Below are 18562 nucleotides of genomic sequence, written 5' to 3' on the forward strand. Positions count from 1 at the left end.
AATCAAGAGAATGAGGATCACTGACGCATGGTGCCGGCGGGCAGGCCAGGGATGGGCGGCGCGGCCTCACGTGCCAGGTCGATCAGCGTGCGCCAGTTGTCCAGCGACTGGAGGTGGGCGTAGACCGGGGCCAGCCAGCCCTTGTCGCGCCACTGGGCCAGCGTCTCCGCCGGCAGCTGGTTGAAGCGGGCTTCGTCGATGACTTTGAAGCCGTCCAGGCGCAGGGGGCGCCCGTCGTGCAGCGCGATGTCGGCATGTCGGTCCACCAGCAGGCCGGCGGCGGCCACGGCCTGGCAGAAGGCCTGCGTCAGCAGGTGATGGGCCTGGTAGTCGCGGCAAAAGGCCAGCGCGCTGCGGGTCATCGCGCTGGGTTGGCCTTCGCTGTCGAACAGCGCGGGCGCATCGGCGCCCACCGCCACGGTGGCGGCTTCGTCAATGCACAGCGTGAGCTCCTGGCGTGCGTTGTCCTCCAGGAAGATGAAGGGGTAGCGGCGCAGGTAGGCCGGCACATGCGGGCCGGCCAGCCAGCGGCCGGCGGCGTCCACGCACAGGTTCTGCCGCGCGCGCAGGCCCAGCACTGCGCTGGCCTGTGGCAAGGCGTCCCCGGTGAAGACGATGGGCAGCCGCCGGCCGGTGGCTGCCATCTCGGCCGCCAACAGCGGCACGGCATTGGCCTCGGCGGCAAAGCCGTAGAGGCCGTTGCCAGCGAAGCCCAGGCCGCTGTGCAGGCCGGGCTGCAGCACGCGGGGCTGGCGGTAGAGCAGGGGCAGCGATGCGGCTGCAGGCGCCAGCGTCATGGTTTCTTCTTCTTTTCTTCGTCGGTGTTGCCGCTGCTGTTCTCTGTGCTGCTGTTGCCGGGCAGGGCTGGCAGCAGGTTGGGCGAGAGGGCGGCGCTCAGCGTCAGCACCTGCGGCGCGGCGTACACGCCCAGCGCGTTCGGCGCCAGGCCGGCGCTGGTCACCACCTGGGTGAACAGCGCATTCGCGCCCGGCGTGCTCGGCACCACGCTGACCGGCACCGTGGTGGCCACCAGCCGGTTGATGACCTCCACCGGGCCCCAGGGCGTGCCGTTGATGAAGTACGGGGCATTGACCAGCGCGCTGTCTATCATCGAGGCCACGACCGCGCCGCCCTTGCCATTGATGCGGCCAAAGAGGGACGCCGAGGTGGCGTCGGTCACCGTCAGGCTGGCGACGTCGATCTGGTGCGCGCTGTTGCCGTCGTCCAGGCCGATCAGCAAGGCACCGGCCGTGCTGCTGTAGGGCAGGCCGCTGCCGGCCACCGGGCCGTGGCCGGCGGCCAGCGTCAGGTGCGTGGCCGGGCCGCTGAGGCCGCTGATGGTGATCGTGCCTTCGGTTTCGATCAGCGCTTCGCCGCTGGGCAGGCTGGCCGGTGCCGCGAGCGTGATCGGCCCCTTGGCCACCCGCACCGATGCCGGCAGCACGATGCCAGCGCCGCCGGTCTGCGTGAAGCCGGTGGCGGCCTGCACATTGGCCTGCGAGGCAAAGCTTGCGGTGCCGGCGCTGTCGGTGTTGACCAGCGCGAGCGCGCCATTGGTGGCCGTGACCGCCTGCGCGAAGCTCAGGCTGCCGCTGCTCAGGTTCAGGCCGCCTGCGCCATCGGCCGTGAGCGTGCCGAGGAAACGCGTCAGCCCACCGGTGTTGACGCTGACCTGGTCGGCATGCACGTTGCCGGAGAAGTCCAGCGTGGTGCCGGCATGCACCGTCAGCGCGCCCAGCACGCTGCTGGCGCCCACCGCGCCGCCCAGCGCAATCGCGCCTGCGTCGCTGCTCAGCGTCAGGTTGGCGTGGCTGGTGCTGTCCACGGTCGAGCCCAGGGTCAGCCCGCCCGCGCTGCTGTGCAGCACGGTGTCGCCAGCCAGCTGGACGGCGCCTGCGTACTGCTGGTCACCCAGCGTGGTGACATCGCCACCCAGCGCGCTGCTGCCGCTGACGGCCAGGCCGGCCAGCGCCTGCTGGGCGCCCAGCGCGCCCAGGCTGGCGTCGCCCACGATGTTCAGCTGGTGCGCGCCATCGGCGCCGGCGGCCAGGCTCACGCTGCTGCCGGTGAGCGTGGTGTCGGCGCCCAGCACTGCGCGTTCGCCCCAGCTTTGCGCGCCGGTGGTGTCGACCGAGCCGCCGTTCAGCGCCAGCGTGCCGGCCGCGTCGGTGCTGACCGATGCCGCCTGCACGGCGCCGCCCAGCGTCGTGGCGCCGCTGCTGTCCAGCTGCAGCGCGCCCAGGCGGGTGGTCTGGCCGACCGGGCCGGCCAGCGTGATCGCGCCGCTGCCGGTGCTGATCGTCAGCGCCGCGGTGCCGTCGACCGAGGCGATGCCAGGGCCGCGGTTCCGGCTGGCGCTGGCCGCGTTGGCGGCTGCCAGGGTGACGTCGCCCCCCTCTGTTAGCAGCGACTGGTCGGCCGTCAGCGTGACGCTGCCGCCATAGGTCTGCGAGCCAACGGTGTGGATGCTGCCGCCCAGCAGCGTGGCCGCGCCGCTGATCGACAGGCCGGCCAGCGCCTGCTGGGTGCCCAGCTCGCCCAGCGTGGCCTCGCCCGCGATGTTCAGCTGGTGCGCGCCATCGGCCCCGGCTGCCAGGTTGATGCTGCTGCCAGTGAGCGTGGTGTCTGCGCCCAGCACCGCGCGCTCGCCCCAGCTTTGCGTGCCTGTGGTGTTGACCGAGCCGCCATTCAGCGCCAGCGTGCCCGCTGCATCGGTGCTGACCGAGGCGGCCTGCACGGTGCTGGCGAAGGTAGTGGCGCCGCTGCTGTTGACCGTCAGTGCGCCCAGGCCGGTCGTCTGGCCGACGGCGCCGGCAAAACTCGCGTCGCCGCTGCCGGCGTTGACCGTCAGTGCCTGCGCGCCGTTGACGCTGCTGTCAAAGGCCACGCCTTGCCCGTTCAGCGTGCTGGCAGAGGCCAGCGTGACCGCGCCGGCATAGTGCTGCGCGCCGCTGGTGCTCACATTGCCGCCCAGCTGCGCTGCGCCGTTGACCGTCAGCGAGCCCAGCGCGGTGTTGCCGCCCACGCTGGCCAGCGTCGTGAGGCCGGTGCCGGCGTTGACCGTCAGCGCATGCGCGCCGTCCAGGCTGCCGGCGAAGCTCACCGCGCCGTTGTTCGTCGCGATGCTGGTGTCGGCCGACAGCGTGGTGGCGCCGCTCACGCTGAGCGAGGCCAGGTTGGCCAGGTTGCCGCCCAGGCTCACGCTGCTGCCTTGCAGGCTGGCCGCGAAGCCGCCTGCGGTCAGCGTGCCGTCCAGCACCAGCGCGCCGTTGCGGGCCAGCAGGCTGCGGTCGCCGGCCAGCGTGGTGCTGCCGTGCAGTGCAATCGCGCTGCCGCTGAGGTCGCCGTTCAGCGTGGTGGCGCCGGTGTAGCTTTGCGCGCCGCTGCTGCTCACGCCTTGCACGCTGATGTGCTGGCCCTGCAGCGTCACGTTGCCGGCCTGCGTGATCGCATGGGCCACGCTCACATCGCCGCCGGTGCTGGTGAGCGACAGGCTGCCGCCGTTGCCCGCCGAAAGACCCGTGGCGCTGGTGATGTTGCCGCTGCCGGCCACCGAGATGCTGCCGTCGGCGGTGCTGAGCTGGCCCAGCGTGACCGCAGCGGTCGGCGCCAGCCAGATGTCGCCCGTGCCGCTGACCTGGGCCGAGACCAGCGCGGCGCTGGTGCCGAAGGTTTGGCCCGCGCTGCCGATGCCGTTGGCGCTGGCCAGGTTCAGCGTGTGGCTGGTCAGCGTGGCCGCGCCGCCGGTCAGTGCGCCGTGGCTGGCCGTCAGGTTGATCGTGCCGTTGCTGCCGGCATTCACCGTGGCCACCGTCAGGTCGCCATTGCCCGCCGTCAGCGAGACGGTGCGGCTGGTGCCGCCTGCCACGACCGAGCTGGCGCTCAGGCCGTTGCTGCTGCTGGCGCTGATGTCGCCGTTGGTCGTGGCAAGCGTGGTGCTGGCCAGCGTGCCGGTGTTGTTGACCGTCAACGCGCCGGTGCCGGTGAGCTGTGCGTCCAGGCTGCCCACGGCGGTCGTCAGCTGCGTGCTGCCGCCTGCCGCGCCGCTGCGCAGCACCAGGCTGCTGGCGTTGACCTGCAGGTTGCGGCCGTTGCCGGAGGTGATGACGTCGGTGCTGCCGCTCAGGCGCACCGCGCCGGTGGTGGTGATGGCGGAGGTTGGCAGCACCAGCGTGCCGCCCGCCGTCAGCGCCAGGTTGCCGCCTGAAAGGTGGATGCCGGCGCTGGCGTCCAGGTCGCCCGCGGTGGCCACGTAGGCCGAGCTGCCGCTGCCCAGCGAGAGCGCGCTGCTGCCCAGGCTCAGCGTGCCGGTGCCGATGTTGCTGACCGAGACCACGCGGTTGCTGCCGGTGGTGCCCAGCGCGCTGATGCTGCCGACATCGAGCTTCACCGGCGTGCCGGCGCCGGTGGCTAAGTTGCTCACCACGCCAATGTCGCCACCGGCCAGCAGGCTGGCACTGTGGCCGCTGACCTGCGTGCCGCTGCCGCTGGCCAGGATGGACCCGGCGGACGACAGGTTGACCGCGCCAAGGCTTGCGCCGGCCGAGACGTTGACCAGCGTCAGGTCACCGCTGCTGGTGCTGATGCTGACGTCATTGCCGCTGGCATCGGTTTGTGCTGCCACCAGCGTGGCGGTGGTCGGGCCGGCGGTGGTGAGGGACACCGCGCCGTTGCTGGCCAGCACCGAACTGAGCGTGATGCCGGCCGTGTTGTTGTCGTCGATGTAGATGCCGTTGGCGCTGCTGGCGCTCAGCGAGCCGGCGGTCGTCTGCAGGCTTTGCGCAGCGCTGCCGACGCCGGCGGTGCCGGTCAGGCTGACGCTGGCGCCGGCCACGCGGGTGTTGTGGTTACCGTCGTCCTGCACCGAGCTGCCAGTGCCGGTGGCGCTCACCGTGACCGAGCCGCTGCCTGCATTCACGTTGCCGAGGATCAGCTCGGTGCCGCCGGTGCTGGTGGTGACCGAGATCGCGCCGCCGCTGGAGCGTGCATTGGCCAGCAGCAGGTCGGCCGAGCTGGTGATGTTGATCGCGCCGCCGTTCGAGTCCACCGAGGACAGCACCGAGGGCGCCGCCGCGTTGAGGTAGATCGCGCCGCCGCCGCTGCTCACCTGCACCCGCTGGCCGCTGGCGGCCATGCGGTTGCTGCTGTCGCCCACGCCGGTGGCGCCGTGCAGGCTGACGTCGAAGCCCTCGACCAGCACGCCCGGGGTGGCGATGATCTTGCCGGCATTGGCCGACAGGTCCACCGCGTTGAAGCGCGCATTGCTGCCGCCCGAGACGCTGCCCACGGTGATGTCGCCAGCGCTGGCGGTGACCGTGATGTCGTTGCCCAGCGCGTCGGTGTCCGAGCTCATCGCGCTCAGCTTGATGTTGCCGGCGGCGGTGACCTGGGTCGCGCCGTTGTGCACCGCGGTGCTCAGGCCTCCATTCAGCGTGCCGGTGCTGCTCAGGTAGAGCGAGCCGTTGCCGGTGACGCTGGCGCTGATGGCATTGCCGGCCGAGCCGTTGACCAGCACCGGTGCGAGTTCGGTGCCAATGCCGTTGGCCGCGCTCAGCGTGATGGCCGCGCTGGACGAGCCACCGGCCAGCGTGCTGCTGCCGGCCAGGATGCTGCCGCCGCTGGCGGTCAGGCTCAGGGTCTTGTTGCTGCCGTAGCTCAGGCTGCCCAGCGTCAGGTCGCCGCTGCTGGCGGTCACCGCCAGGTCGCCCGAGGTGCTGAGGCTGCCCAGGCTGAGCGAGCCGGCCTGGCGCAGGAACAGGCCGCCGTTGCCGCTGCTGGCGGTCACGCTGCCCACCGCCAGGCCCAGCGTGCTGCCGCTGCTGCCAATGTGGCTGCTGCTGCCGTAGGACTGCAGCGTCAGGTTGCCGGCCGTGATCAGCGAGCTGCCGTTGATGGCGTCGATGTTGCCGTCGCCGCTGCTCAGGTAGGCCTGCAGCAGCACCGCGCCGCTGCCGGCGTTGAGGCTGCCGATGCTCAGCGAGCCAATGCCCAGGTAGGTGAAGTCCACGCCGGTGCTGTCGTTCAACGTGCTCAGCGTGGTGAGGTTGCCGCTGTCGCTGGCGCTGAAGGCGAGGCCGCTGGCGATCACGCTCAGCGTGCCGCTGCTGCCGGTGCCGGTGTAGTTGGTGCGGTCTATGCTCAGCGTGCTCAGGTCGGCCGCGTCGGTCACGTAGATGCTGCCGGGGGTGTTGAGCGTGAGCTGCGGTGTGTCGAGGTTCAGACGCGTGCCGCTGCTGCCAATGCCGTTGCCGGTGCCGTAGCGGGCCGACAGGTTCACGCTGCTGCCGCCGATGGCGTTGCTGCCGTTGATGCCGGTGATGCTGCCTTGCGACGAGCTCGCCGTCACGGCGCCGCCGCTGGTGACGGTGCCCAGCGACAGCGTGTAGCCGCTGCTCAGCGTGACGGCCGCCGGGGCTGTCACCGAGCTGGCCGCCAGGTTGTAGCTCTCGCTGATGGCGATGCTGCCGCTGGCACCGTGCGCCGCGCTGGCCGAGGCCGTCAGCGTGGTGGTGCCGCCGCCATTGGCCGACAGGCCGACGGCGCTGGTGTTGCCGATGGAGCCGCTTGCGGTCAAGGCCACCGTGGTGGTGTTGTAGATCGAGCCGCTGAGGATGGAGCCGCCCTGGTTGTCGATGCTGACGGCGTTGCCGCCGGCATTGATCGAGCCCAGCGCAATGTCGCCAACGTCGTTGGCCATGTTGATGCCGCCGGTGGCGCTGATGCTGCCCAGCGTGGTGCGGCCATGCAGCGCCAGGTTCACGCCGCCACCCTGCGCGGTGGCGCTGACGCTGTTGACGGTCGCGTCGATGCCATTGCCGCTGCCGCTGGCGCCCACGGCGCCGCCGTAGCTCACCATGCTCAGCGAGGCCGCCTGCACCTGGGTGTTGGGGTCGCCATCGCCGAGGATGCCGCCGCTGCTGGTGCCGGTCAGCGCCACCGTGCCGGTGCTGCCGAGGTCCAGGCTGCCGACCTGCATCGCCCGGTCGCTGGTGAAGCTGAAGGCCAGGCCCTGTGTGTCGTCCAGGCTGGTCAGCGCGGTGCCGGTCACGCTGTCGGTGGCGCTGAAGAGCTGGTAGGCCGCGCCGGTGATGGGGGTCGAGACAATGCTGTAGGTGCCGCCGTAGCCCACCGGGTGCGTGGTGTTGATGGCCAGCCGGTCGATGTGGGTGTCGGACTCGACGTTCAGCGCGCCGGTCACATTGAAGCTGACCAGCGGTGCCGTCAGGTGGATGGGGTTGCCCACGCTGCCGATGGCGCCGCCGTTGCTGGCATAGAAGGTGGCGCTGCCGGCGGTGATGCGGTGGCTGCTGTCGGCATCGCCGAGGATGTCGCCGGTGCTGCTCAGGCTCACGGTGCCGGAGGCGGTGACATCGACCACGTCCACCGCCTGGTCGCGCCGCGTGCTCAGCGCGAAGTTCAGGCCGGTGCTGTCGGCCACGTTGTTGAGGTGGGTCGTGCCGTTGTCGCTGATGTCGAAGCTCAGCGAAGGCGCCGTCACCTGGTAGACCGGGGCCGTGCCGCCAGTGGTCTGCGAGCTGGTCAGCGACAGGCTGCTCAGGTCCTGCGCATTGTCGGCAAAGGCGTTGGCGCCGGTGGCAATCGCCAGCCCCAGCGCATCGGTCTGCATGCGGGTGCCGCTGCCGCCGGCCGCGCCCACCGAGCCGCTGGCCGACAGCGTGATGCTGCTGGCCGTCAGCAGGCTGGTGCCGTCATTGGTGATGGCAGTGCCACTGCCGGTGCTGTAGAGCCCCAGTGCTCGCCCGGCCTGGGCGTTGACGCTGCCCAGGCTCAAGGCCACGTCGGTGCTCAGCGTGAAGTCCAGGCCGCTGCTGTCGAGCAGGTTGGCCAGGTGGTACTGGTTGCCGCCCACGCTGTCGCTGAGGTTCAGCGTGAGCCGCGGTGCGGTCACCGAGATGGTGTTCTGCACGCCCGGCGTGCCGTGCGTGGAGGTCATCGTCAGCGCGTACAGGTCGGACGCGTTGGCCACGTCGATGTCGGCACGCGAGACCAGCGTCAGCCGGCGCACGTCGGTCAGCACCGTGCCGCTGGCGCCGATGGACTGGTTGGCGCTGAGCTTCAGCGTTGGCGTGGTGAACAGGCCATCGCTGCCCTGCAACAGCGAGCCGCTGTTGGTGGCCACGTCGGCCGAGCTGCCGACGCTGTTGGCCAGCAGGCTGAGGTTGCCATTGTTCGAGAGGTACAGCGTGGAGCTGAGGCTGCTGGCCAGCGTGCTGGCTGCCGTGTACAGCGGCGTGCTGCCCTGGTAGCCGAAGGCGCTGCCGCCGTTCAGGCTCAGGTCGCCGGTGGTGATGCTGGGGCTGCCAGCATTGGCACCGCTGCCGCCCTGGATGTAGCTGCTGCTGCTCAGGTTGACCTTGCCGCCGGCGCCGGTGTTGACGCTGCTGGCGGTGATCACGCGGTCGGCCTTGAGCGTCAGGTCCAGGCCGCTCTGCGAGATGTTGGCCAGCTGGAAGGCGTTGTTGCCCAGGGTGTCGCTGATGCTGAAGGTCAACCCGGTCGAGCTGATGCTGTAGCTCTGCGTGCTGGCGCCGCTGGTGTTGTGCCGGGCATCCAGGGCGAGGCTGGTCAGTGTGGTGCTGTTGGACACGCTGACATTGCCGCCGGTGGCGATGCTCAGGTTCTTGGTGTTGGTGCTGAGCGTGGCGCCCGCGCCCACGCCGCCGTTGTAGCCCGTGGCCGACAGCGTGACGGTGCCACCGGTCAAGCTGCCGCTGCTGCGGTTGATTTGTGCGCCGGTGCCGGTGGGCGCGCTGCGCGAGGTCAGCGAGATCGAGCCCGTGGTGCTGGTGCCGGCGTCTATGGTGGCCAGGCTCAGGGCCCTGTCCACGCTGTAGCTGAAGTCCATCGCGCCGGAGACGGCCAGCCCGATGCTTTGGGCGGCGCCGTCGGTGATCGCGAAGCTGTTGAGGTTGCCGGCGCTGACGCCGTAGCCGTAGGTGGCTGTGGAGACGCCGTGCGTCAGCGTCATGTCCAGCTTGGCGAGGTTCTGGGCGTCGCTGACGTAGACATCGGCGCTGCCGTTGAGGATCACGGTGGGCGAGTCGACGCGCAAGGCCGTGCCGCTGCTGCCAATCGAGCCGCCGCCGGCGGTGCTGGACGTGGCGGTCAGCAGCACGCGGTTGCCGGCAATGGTGCCGCTGCTGCTGTCGCTGCTGATGTTGCTGTTGGCGCCGCCGCCGCTGGTGGCGAGCGTCACGTCGCCGGTGGCCGTGATGGCGCCGACCTGGATGTTCTTGTTGGTGCTGAAGCTGGTGTTGGCGAGCGCGGTGCCGCTGAAGTCCAGGCTTTGCGTCGTGCCGCTGTCGGTGATGCCAAAGGTCTGGCCCGCAGCGGTGATGTCGAACACGCTGGCGGTGCCGGCGGCAGTGGTGGTGTTGGTGCTGGTCAGCGTCAGGTTGGCCAAGGCGCTGTCGTCGGCCACATACATGTTGCGGCCGGCGCTGGCGGTCAGCGAAGTGGTGCCCTGCAGCGCGATGGCATTGCTGCTGGTGCCGATGGCATAGGCGCTGCCGGCGGTGAGGCCCACGGTGCCGGCGGCAATGTAGGCGCCGGAGGCCGCGTCGTTGCCGATGTCGGCGGTCGAAGTGAGCGTGGCCGAGCCGGCGGCGCCCAGGTCAATCTGGCCGACCTTGACGCTGCGCTGGCCGCTGAAGCTGAAGGCCAGCGGCGTGCTGCTGCTGACCTGCTGCAGGTCGTGGCTGCTGGCGTCCTCGCTGATCACCACGCTCTGGCCCGCGGCCGTGCCGATGCTGATCGTGCCCGCAGAGCCGGCCGAGCGCGTGAGGCTCAGCGTGTCCAGCGTGGCGCTGTCGTTCACTGCCACGTCGGTCTTGGCGCTGACCAGCAGCTTGGGCGTGCTGACGTTCAGCGCCGCGCTGCCGCTGCCCACGCTGCCGAGCGCCGCGGCCAGCGTGACCTGGCTGCCGGTGAGGCCGGTGCCGGTGTTGGCATCGTCCAGGATGCTGCCGCTGCTGGCGGTGACGGCGATGGCGCCCGGTGCGCTCAGCGTGCCCAGGCTCACGTTGCCGCTGCTCTGGGTGTGGGTGATGCCACCGCTGCTCGTGGCCACGCTGGCCAGCAGCAGCGCGCCGCTGTCGCGCAGGAACACGTCGTTGCCGGCGCTGGCGCTGAGCGTGCTGCCGGCGGTGCTGGTCATCACCAGCGGTGCGCTGCTGGTGCCGATGCCCTTGGCGGCGTTCAGCGTCAGGCTGCCGGTGCCAAAGCCGATGCTGTAACCGATGGGGCTGTAGATCGCGCCCTGCGCCGAGGTGAGGCTCACCGCCTGGTTGGTGGCGGTGAGGTAGCCGCCGAGCGACACATCGCCTTCGAGCGCGTTGATCACCACAGCGCCGGTGGCGGTGATCGTGCCGAGCGTGAGCGTGCTCGTGGTGTTGGTGCTGCCGGTGGGCATGGGCACTTCCACATACACACCGCCGGCCGTGGCGCTGGCCGCCAGCGTGCCGGTGACCACGTCCATGTGCTCGCTGCCGCTGGCGCCGACCGCGCTGCCGGCGAGCGTGGTGCTGTTGGCCAGCACGCGGGTGTTCTTGTCGCCGTCGTCCTTGATCGCGCCGCCGGTGGATGTGAAGCGTGCGCTGCCGGTGTTGGTCAGGTTGACCGTGCCCAGCGTGATGTCGCGGTCGCTGGTGAAGCTCAGCGACAGCGAGGAGTTGTCGGTCAGCGTGCTCACCAGGTGGCCCGCCGCAGAGTCGGTGACCGCCAGCTTCAGCGACGGCGCGGTGATGGCCATGCCATAGCTGGTGCTCGCGTCCGGGTGCGAGCTGGCGATGGTCAGCGAGCTGAGGTCGGCAATGTCGCTGACGTAGAGGTCGCCGCGCGTGGTCAGCACCAGGCTGCCGGCGTTGGCGCCCATCGGGTGCAGCGAGCTGCCGATGCTGCCGGCCGTGGCGCTCAGCGTCAGCGTGCTGCCGGCGGTGATGCGGCTTTTGGCATTGCCGTCGTCCACCAGGTTGCCCTGGGTCGCTGTCAGGCTCACCGAGCCGGCGCCCTGCACCTGGCCAATGATGGCGCCCTGGTCGCCGCTGAAGGCCAGCGAGCTCAGCGGCACGCCCACCAGGCGGTTCAGCGTGTACTGGCTGCCGTTGTCGGTGACGTCGAAGCTCAGGTAGTCGGAGCTGACCTGCAGCGTGTTGACGCTGCCCGGCGTGGTGTGCCGGTTGGTCACGCTGAGGCTGGTCAGCGTCTTGTCGGCGTTGGCCACATACAGGTCGCCGGTGCTGGTGGCGGCCAGGCCGGTGGCGCTGGTCTGCAGCGCGTGGCTGGCGCTGCCAATGCTGCCGCTGGCGCTGAGCGTTGCCGTGCCGGTGCTGATGCGGGTGGTGCTGTTGCCGTCGTCGAGGATGGCCCCGGCACTGGCGGTCAGGTTGACCTGGCCGGAGGCCGAGGTGCTGACGTTGCCAACGGTGATGTCGCCGCTGCTGTTGGTGATGCTGACCAGGCTGCTCGGCGTGGCGATGCGGTCCAGCGTGACGGCGCCGGTCTGCGTGATGCTGATGCTGCTGGAGCCCGCCTGCACGTCCAGGTGCGAGGCGGCGGTGCGCACCGAGACGCTGCCGCTGTTGGCGGCGTTCAGCGTCACGGTGTTGCCGGTGATGGCGCCGCTGCTGCCCGAGATCGAGCCGCTCAGCGTGGCCAGGTTCACGTCGCCCAGACTGCCGGCGTTGACGGTGCCGATGCTCATCGAGCCGGTGCCGGTGGCGGTCACCGTGATGTCGTTGCTGGCCGACGAGGTGCCGGAGCTGAGCGAGGTCAGCGTGCTGCTGCCGCCAACGGTGATGTCGATTGCGCCATTGCCCGAGCTGATGCTGGACAACACGCTGGAGGTGGCCGAGGTGGCGGCGTAGATGCCGCCGGAGGCCGCGCTGGCGCTGAGGGTGCTGGCATTGGTCTGCAGCCGGGTGCCGGCCGAGCCGATGGCGCCGCCGGCGCTGAGCTGCAGCGTGCCGGCGCCGATGCGGGTGGTGGCGTTGCCGTCGTCCAGCAGGCTGCCGCCGCTGGACGTCAGCGCCAGCGTGGCGGTGCCGGCGTTGACGCTGCCGGCGCTCAGGCTGCCGGTGGCGCTGATGGCCGAGCTGCCGGTGGCGTCCAGCCGGTCCAGCGCCAGCGCGCCGGTGTTGGCGACAAACGCGCCGCCGCTGCCGGCGCTGGCCACCAGGTGGCCGGTGCTGGTGTTGATGGCCTGGCCGCTGGTGCCGACCGCGCCGTTGTTGCCATTGCTGCCCTGCGCGGTGAGCGTGACGCTGCTGGCCGTCAGCGCGGTGCCGGCCGTGCCGGTGAGGTTGCCGCCGGTGCTGCGCAGGTCCAGCGTGCCGCTGCCAACGTCGAGCGTGCCGAGCAGCAGCGAGCGGTCGGACGCGAGGCCGAGGCTCAGGCTTGCGCTCTGGCTGACCTGCGTGACGCCGAGGCTGCTGCCATCGGCGATCTGCAGCAGCAGGTTGGGCGCGCTGACCTGGTAGGCGTTGGCGGTGCTGGGCGCCACATGGTTGGCGGTGAGCGACAGGCTGGCGAGTTGCGTGTCGCTGCCGGCCACGATGTCGCCACCCGAGGCCAGCGTGAGGTTGGCGGTGTGGGTGTTGACGGCGTTGCCGCTGGCGCCGATCGAGCCGCCTGCGGCGCTGAGGGTGACCGCGCTGCCACTGAGCAGCGGCGTGCTGCTCGCGGCGTTGCTGATCGAGCCTACCGTGCTCTGCACCGTGACCGCGCCGCTGCCGGCGTTGATCGCGCCGGCGAGTTGCACGTCGCCGGTGGCGTTCAGCGTGATGGCGCCGCCGTTGCTGGTCAGCTTGCCGATGTTGCTCAGCGTGCTGCCAATGCCGAAGGCTTCCAGCGTGATGCTGCCGCCTTGCGTGCGCAGCTCGGTGCTGGGGTCGACGAACTGGATGCCGCCGTTCTGCGTGGACTGCAGGCTCACGCTGTGGCCGGCGGTGGTGGCGAAGTTGATCAGGTGGTTCGCCATTGCATCCACCGTGATCTGGCCGGTGGCCTGCAGCGTGATGTTGCTGCTGCCCGAAAGGCTTTCGAGCAGGCCGCGCGAGACGGTGTTCAGCGTCGCGCCGCTGCCCTGGTTGGCATCGCCCGCGGCCACCGTGGCGTCGGTGGCATTGCCGTCCTGGCTGCCGCCGGAAGCCGTGTCGGTGATGCGCAGGTCTGTCGGGTCCAGCAGCAGGTTGCCGGTGGCGCCGTGCGTGGCGCGCAGGTCCACGTTGCCGCTCAGGCCGATGTTCTTCTGGCTGGAGATTTCGGCAAAGCCGCCATTGCCGCCGGCCTCGCCGCCACGGGCCGAGATGCTGCCGTCGAACACTGTCGTGTCGGTCGACCAGGCCGTGATGCTGCCGCCGTCGCCGCGGGCGAGTGCGTCGGCCTTCAGGCTGGCGCCGGCTTCGACGGTGGTGGTGTTGCTCTTGCCGGCGTAGCCGCTGGCGCGGCCCTGGCTGCCCAGCGCGATCTCGCCGCCGCCGGCCTGGCCGGAGACGTCCAACGTGGCGCCGGAAACGACGCGCACCGCTTCGCCGGTGACGGTCACATGGCCGCCGGTCTGGCCGGTGGCCGACACGCTGCCGCCCATCACCACGCCGCCGTGCTCGCCACCGCCCTGCCCACCAGCGAGCACAATGCGCCCGCCCTGGTTGCCCACGGTGGTCGCGGCGATCACGCCGCTGGTGTTGATGACGTTGTCGATCACGCCCTGCACCGCGCTGGCCGTCAGCAGCACGTTGCCGCCATCGGCGCGGATCACGCCGGTGTTGCTGACCAGTGCCGCGACCGGCTGGCCGTTGGCGTCCACCGGGTGTTGCGTGACGGCAGAGCCCGCGCTGAAGCTCAGCAAACCGTCGCCCTGGAAGTCCAGCGTGAAGCGCTCGGCGCCGGCCAGCGCAATGCGGCCGAGCCTGGCCTGGATCACGCCGCTGTTCTGCACGCTGGGCGCGACCAGCGCGGCCAGGCCGCTGTCCTTGATGCTGATCTGGCCGGCATTGACGATGCCGCCGGTGGCCAGCGGCGAAGGCGTGTTGAAGTTGAAGCGGCCGGCGAGGAAGTCGCGGTCGCTGATGTTCGAAGTGGTGGCCACCAGGCCGCCCACGTCCACCCGCGAGCCGGCGCCGAAGACGACGCCGTTCGGGTTCACCAGCATCACGGTGCCGGTGGCATTGAGCTGGCCGAAGATGGCGCTCGGGTCATTGCCCAGCACGCGGTTCAGCGTCACGCTTTTCAGCGAAGGCTGGATGAAGTTGACCGTCTCGCCAGCGCCGATGTTGAAGCTGTCCCAGTTGATGATGGCCTTGCTGCTGCTCTGCTGGATGTCCAGCGTGGCCGGCACGCTGCTGACGATCTGCACATTGCCGGCAACCACCTGTGCACCGGTCGGGTTGGCCAGCGCCAGGCCTGGCGAGGCGGCAGCGCCGGCCAGCAGCGCCAGCTGCGTGAAGGCCACGCCGTGGCCGCGGTTCAGGTGCCAGCGCAGTGCGCGGCGCACGCGGCGGGGCAGGCGAACGAACAGCAGGTCGCGGGCGAAGCGGGCGCGCGCGGCGGGGGCGCGGGAAGTCAGGGTGCGATGGGTCATGGAGGAACCTGCTGGATGTTCAGAATTGGGCGCTGAGGGTGGCGAACACGCGGGCCTTGCGGTTGCCCTCGGTTCGCACTTCCGTGCGGAAGGGTTTGGCCACTTCGAGTGCCGCCATCACGCCGGGCAGCAGGTTGGCGCGAGCGCCCAGACCCCAGGAGGCAAGCGCGTGAGGCCCGCTGATGGGGTTGCCGTGGGAGGTGGCGCGCAGCCGGCCGCCGTCCATGAAGCTGTAGACCTGGGCGCCGTTGGGCAGCGCTGGCATTTCCGGGCTGTAGCGCAGTTCCAGCGCAGCCGCCACGCCCTGGTCGGCAGAGATCTCGCCATCGTTGTAGGCGCGGCCGAAGCTGGCGCCGCCCAGCGCCATTTCCTCGCTCGCCAGCAGGGCCTGCGGCGTCCATTGCGCGGCCATCGTGGCCTGCAGGCTGGTGCGGGCACCGAGCTGCTGCAGGCGCGTCAGTTCAGCGGTCAGCTTGAAGAAGTCGCTGCGGCCGTTGACGCGCGAGGCGGTGGGCGCGCCGCGCTCGCTGGCGCCCGCGAAGTCCAGGCCCTTGTGCAGCGTGACGCGGGCGGCCGTGATGCCGTCCCAGGCGTCGGTGAGGTCGTAGCTCAGGCCCACGCGCAGGATGCGCAGGCGGTCGCGCGTGAACGCGGTGCCGGCGATGTCGGTGTCCACGTTGCGGGCCTCGAACTGGCCCACCAGGCGCAGGTTCTCCAGCCGCGAGCGGATCAGCGGCTGCGTCACCGTCGCCTGGCCGGAGACCACCTTGCTGCGCACATCCAGTGGGTCCAGCTCCAGCCCGGGGTGCGAGCGCGCCAGCGAGGCGCTGAGGCCGAAGGTGGTGCCGTCATCGCTGAGCAGCGTGTCCCAGCCGCCGGAGACCGCACTGCTGCGGTCGAAATGCAGCGAGCTGTGGGCGCTCAGGGTCAGCCGGTCGGCGCCGCTGCCCAGCGCGTTGAACGCCAGGGCTGCGCCCACTTCGCCGCGGCCCAGGTAAGGCGAGGCGCGGTTGTCGATCGAGGCCGAGCCGTCGAAGGCCTGGCGGGTGGTGCTGACGACCAGCGTCGAGCCGCCCAGCGCGGTGGCCGAAGGCTCCAGCGTGGCGCGCACGGTCAGGCCGGGCAGGTCATTGGCCAGCAGCAGCCGGCGCTCGATCTCGGCCACGCTGATGGGCTTCACGTCCTTCAGCGGCGCCAGCAGGCGCTGCACCGCGGCGGCGGCCGGGTCTACGGCCTCGTCGACCACGATGGTGCTCACGTAGCCCTCGACCACCTGGATGCGGAACACGCCGTCTTCAATCGTCTGCTGCGGCACGATGACGCGGGTGGTGACGTAACCGGCCGAGCGGTAACGCAGCTCCAGCGCCGCTGCGACCTCGAAGGCGCGGGCCACGCTGATGGTCTGGCCCAGCAACTCGGCGTACAGCGCCCGCAGGCTCTCGGCCGGGTAGGCGCTGACGCCGGTGATGTCCACCCGCTGCAGCGTGAAGCGCAGTTGCTCGGCCCCCTCCGGTGCACGGGTGGCCGGGGCCTGCGGCACTGCGACGGCGCCACCCGGGGCCTGCGGCACCAGCTGCGGTGGTCGCAATGGCTCTCGGCCGGGCTCGGCGCCTGGCGGCAACTGGGCCGGCACGGCGACCTGCGACCAGGCTGGCGTCAACGGCAGTGCCAGGGCCATGGCCAGCGCCAGCCGGCGCCATTGGAAAACTGCAGTTGCAGGGTGGCGGACGGGGCGGCGGCGAAGGCTCATTCGGTGCGTTGCGGTTGGGTACTGCGGGACCGTGGACGGGAAAGGGACGGAAGATCGAGGTCGGTAGGCAGTGTTCGTGGAAACAGGGCGGTGGTATCCCTTGAGCTGCGCCCGTGTTACCACCCTTTCCTTGATTGACAGGGGTGTTCCGGCCACATCGCGCCGCTTCGGATGCGACCAGCGAGGCCGCGGCAGACATTTGCCACACCCTTGACCGCCCGTTGCAACTGGGCCCTTTCCCCTCGATGGCGGACAATCCTAGGTCGTTTGACTTCAGTGACCCGGGCGTCGCCTGTTTCGCGGCCCACCCGGCTTTGCCATGACCTACAGCGTCAAGGAAATCTTCTATACCTTGCAGGGTGAAGGGGCCAATGCGGGCCGCGCCGCGGTGTTCTGCCGCTTCGCCGGCTGCAACCTCTGGACCGGCCGCGAGGAAGACCGCGCCGGTGCCGTCTGCCAGTTCTGCGACACCGACTTCGTCGGCACCGATGGCACGCTGGGCGGCAAGTACCGCACGGCCGAGGAACTGGCTAGGCTCGTCGCCGCCCAGTGGCCGGCGAACACCCGCGGTCAGCGCCTGGTCGTGCTCACCGGCGGCGAGCCGCTGCTGCAGGTGGACGCGCCGCTGATCGAAGCGCTGCATGCGCAGGGCTTCGAGATCGCCGTCGAGACCAACGGCACGATTGCCGCGCCGCCGGGTCTGGACTGGGTCTGCGTCAGCCCGAAGGCCGGCAGCACGCTGGTCCAGAAACAGGGACAGGAATTGAAGGTTGTCATTCCCCAGGCCGGGCTGGACCTGGATGCATTGGCCGAGCTGCCGTTTGCGCACCACTTCGTGCAGGCCATGGACGGCCCGCTGGCGCGGCGCAATGCCGAGATCGCCACGGCGCACTGCATGGCCGACCCGCGCTGGCGCCTGTCGGTGCAGACGCACAAGGTGCTGGGCATCCGATGAAATACGAACTCAGCCAGCGCTTCTATTTCGAAGCCGCCCACACGCTGCGCCGCACCGTGGATGTAGAGCCCAGCCTGCGCATCCACGGCCACACCTACATCGCCGAAGTCACGCTGGCCGGCCAGCCCGCGGCCGATTCCGGCATGGTGGTCGACCTCGGCCACCTGCGCCGCGCCATCGAAACCCTGCGCCTCGAACTCGACCACCGCCTGCTCGACGAAGTCCACGGCCTGGGCCCCGCCACGCTGGAAAACCTCTGCGCCTACATCTGGCGCGCGATGGAGCTGCTCTACAGCAGCAAGCTGGCCCGGGTCGAAGTCCGCCGCGAAGCCAGCGGCGACGCTTGCCGGCTGGTCCGCTGAAGCGACTGTGTCACCGCGTCTTCAGGGGTGGTCAAGGCGAGCCGGCCATGGCCCGCTGCCGCCCTGCGTTCCGCCACTCAAAGGCGATACAGGCGAGCCGCGTTGTCTGCAGAAATCTGATCTGCGATCGGCGCTGGCGTCCAGTCGCGGAACAACTGCAGCAGCGCAGAGGTCCGCGGGCGGCTGCCCGCAGGCTTGGTGTGCGGCCAGTCCGAACCCCACACGAGCCGGTCGGGCGCGGCCGCCACCAGGGCATCGTGCACCGCCCTGGCATCGTCATGGCTGGGCCCTGCGTCCGACACGTTGGCGATGCCCGACAGCTTCACCCACACCGGCCCTTCACGCATCAGCTGCGCCAGCGCCCGGATGCCCTCGTGGCTGGCGCCCAGCCGCGCTGGCGTGCGTCCCATGTGATCGATGACGACCGGGACGGTCGAGCGTCGAAGACGCGCAGCGAGCGCCGGCAGCAGCCGGCTGTCGGTGAACAGCTGCAGGTGCATGCCGCGTTCTGCCAGGCGTTCTTCGAGCGCGTCGAAAGCCTGCAGGCGAACGAAGCCACCCATGGCCCGGGGATCACCGGGCTCGAAGTGCGCCATGCGGACGCCGCGGACGCCTGCGGCGACCAGCCGGTCCAGCTCTGCATCCGACACGTCGGCCGCCACCGCCGCCACGCCGACCAGGGCACCCTGGCCTTCTTCCAGCGCGGCCAGCAGCACCCGGTTGTCCGTGCCGTAAAAGCTCGGCTGAACCACGACACCGCGCGTGACGCCCAGCGGCGATAGCGTGGCGCGCCAGTCGCCGAGCGAGGCCGGCGCCGGCGTGTAGCTGCGCCCGGGCAGCATTGGCGACTGCTCTACCGGCGCGATGACGTGGAAGTGGCAGTCGACGATGTCCAC

Annotated in this window: 6 protein-coding genes; 2 read left to right on the forward strand and 4 right to left on the reverse strand. The window is 70.6% G+C overall.

Features of this window, described 5'->3' with window-relative positions:
• Positions 1-17: 17 nt before the first annotated feature.
• From LRH25_RS00840 to LRH25_RS00850, 3 genes are read right to left on the reverse strand one after another with little or no spacing between them, the layout of a single operon-like run.
• On the reverse strand, positions 18-797 hold the full coding sequence (locus LRH25_RS00840) for a SapC family protein (protein WP_231010029.1): 780 nt from the start codon (positions 795-797) through the stop codon (positions 18-20).
• Entirely contained in the window at positions 794-14599 is a 13806-nt protein-coding gene (locus LRH25_RS00845; RefSeq protein WP_231010030.1) for a filamentous hemagglutinin N-terminal domain-containing protein, read from the reverse strand. Before LRH25_RS00845 ends, LRH25_RS00840 begins: the two co-directional genes overlap by 4 nt.
• A 19-nt stretch (positions 14600-14618) precedes the next feature.
• Positions 14619-16277, reverse strand: coding sequence for a ShlB/FhaC/HecB family hemolysin secretion/activation protein (locus LRH25_RS00850; protein WP_231010031.1), 1659 nt, complete (start codon positions 16275-16277; stop codon positions 14619-14621).
• A gap of 391 nt (positions 16278-16668) precedes the next feature.
• Here LRH25_RS00850 and queE point away from each other — a divergent pair, with 391 nt between their 5' ends.
• Positions 16669-17304, forward strand: coding sequence for a 7-carboxy-7-deazaguanine synthase (gene queE / locus LRH25_RS00855; RefSeq protein WP_141286844.1), 636 nt, complete (start codon positions 16669-16671; stop codon positions 17302-17304).
• Positions 17301-17666 carry a 6-pyruvoyl trahydropterin synthase family protein gene (locus LRH25_RS00860; protein ID WP_141286843.1) on the forward strand — a complete coding sequence of 122 codons (366 nt, stop codon included), beginning with the start codon at positions 17301-17303 and terminating at the stop codon, positions 17664-17666. The genes queE and LRH25_RS00860 overlap by 4 nt, the downstream gene beginning before the upstream one ends.
• A gap of 77 nt (positions 17667-17743) precedes the next feature.
• On the opposite strand, the gene LRH25_RS00865 is transcribed toward LRH25_RS00860, so the two are convergent.
• Positions 17744-18562 carry an amidohydrolase family protein gene (locus tag LRH25_RS00865; protein ID WP_141286842.1) on the reverse strand — a complete coding sequence of 273 codons (819 nt, stop codon included), beginning with the start codon at positions 18560-18562 and terminating at the stop codon, positions 17744-17746.

The sequence above is a fragment of the Ideonella azotifigens genome (genome assembly GCF_021043325.1).
In the GTDB taxonomy this organism is placed as follows: domain Bacteria; phylum Pseudomonadota; class Gammaproteobacteria; order Burkholderiales; family Burkholderiaceae_C; genus Ideonella; species Ideonella azotifigens.

Coding starts and splice junctions, on each gene's coding strand:
- LRH25_RS00840 (WP_231010029.1), bottom strand. CDS start 797: ATGACGCTGGCGCCTGCAGCCGCATCGCTGCCCCTGCTCTACCGCCAG.
- LRH25_RS00845 (WP_231010030.1), bottom strand. CDS start 14,599: ATGACCCATCGCACCCTGACTTCCCGCGCCCCCGCCGCGCGCGCCCGC.
- LRH25_RS00850 (WP_231010031.1), bottom strand. CDS start 16,277: ATGGCCCTGGCACTGCCGTTGACGCCAGCCTGGTCGCAGGTCGCCGTG.
- queE (WP_141286844.1), top strand. CDS start 16,669: ATGACCTACAGCGTCAAGGAAATCTTCTATACCTTGCAGGGTGAAGGG.
- LRH25_RS00860 (WP_141286843.1), top strand. CDS start 17,301: ATGAAATACGAACTCAGCCAGCGCTTCTATTTCGAAGCCGCCCACACG.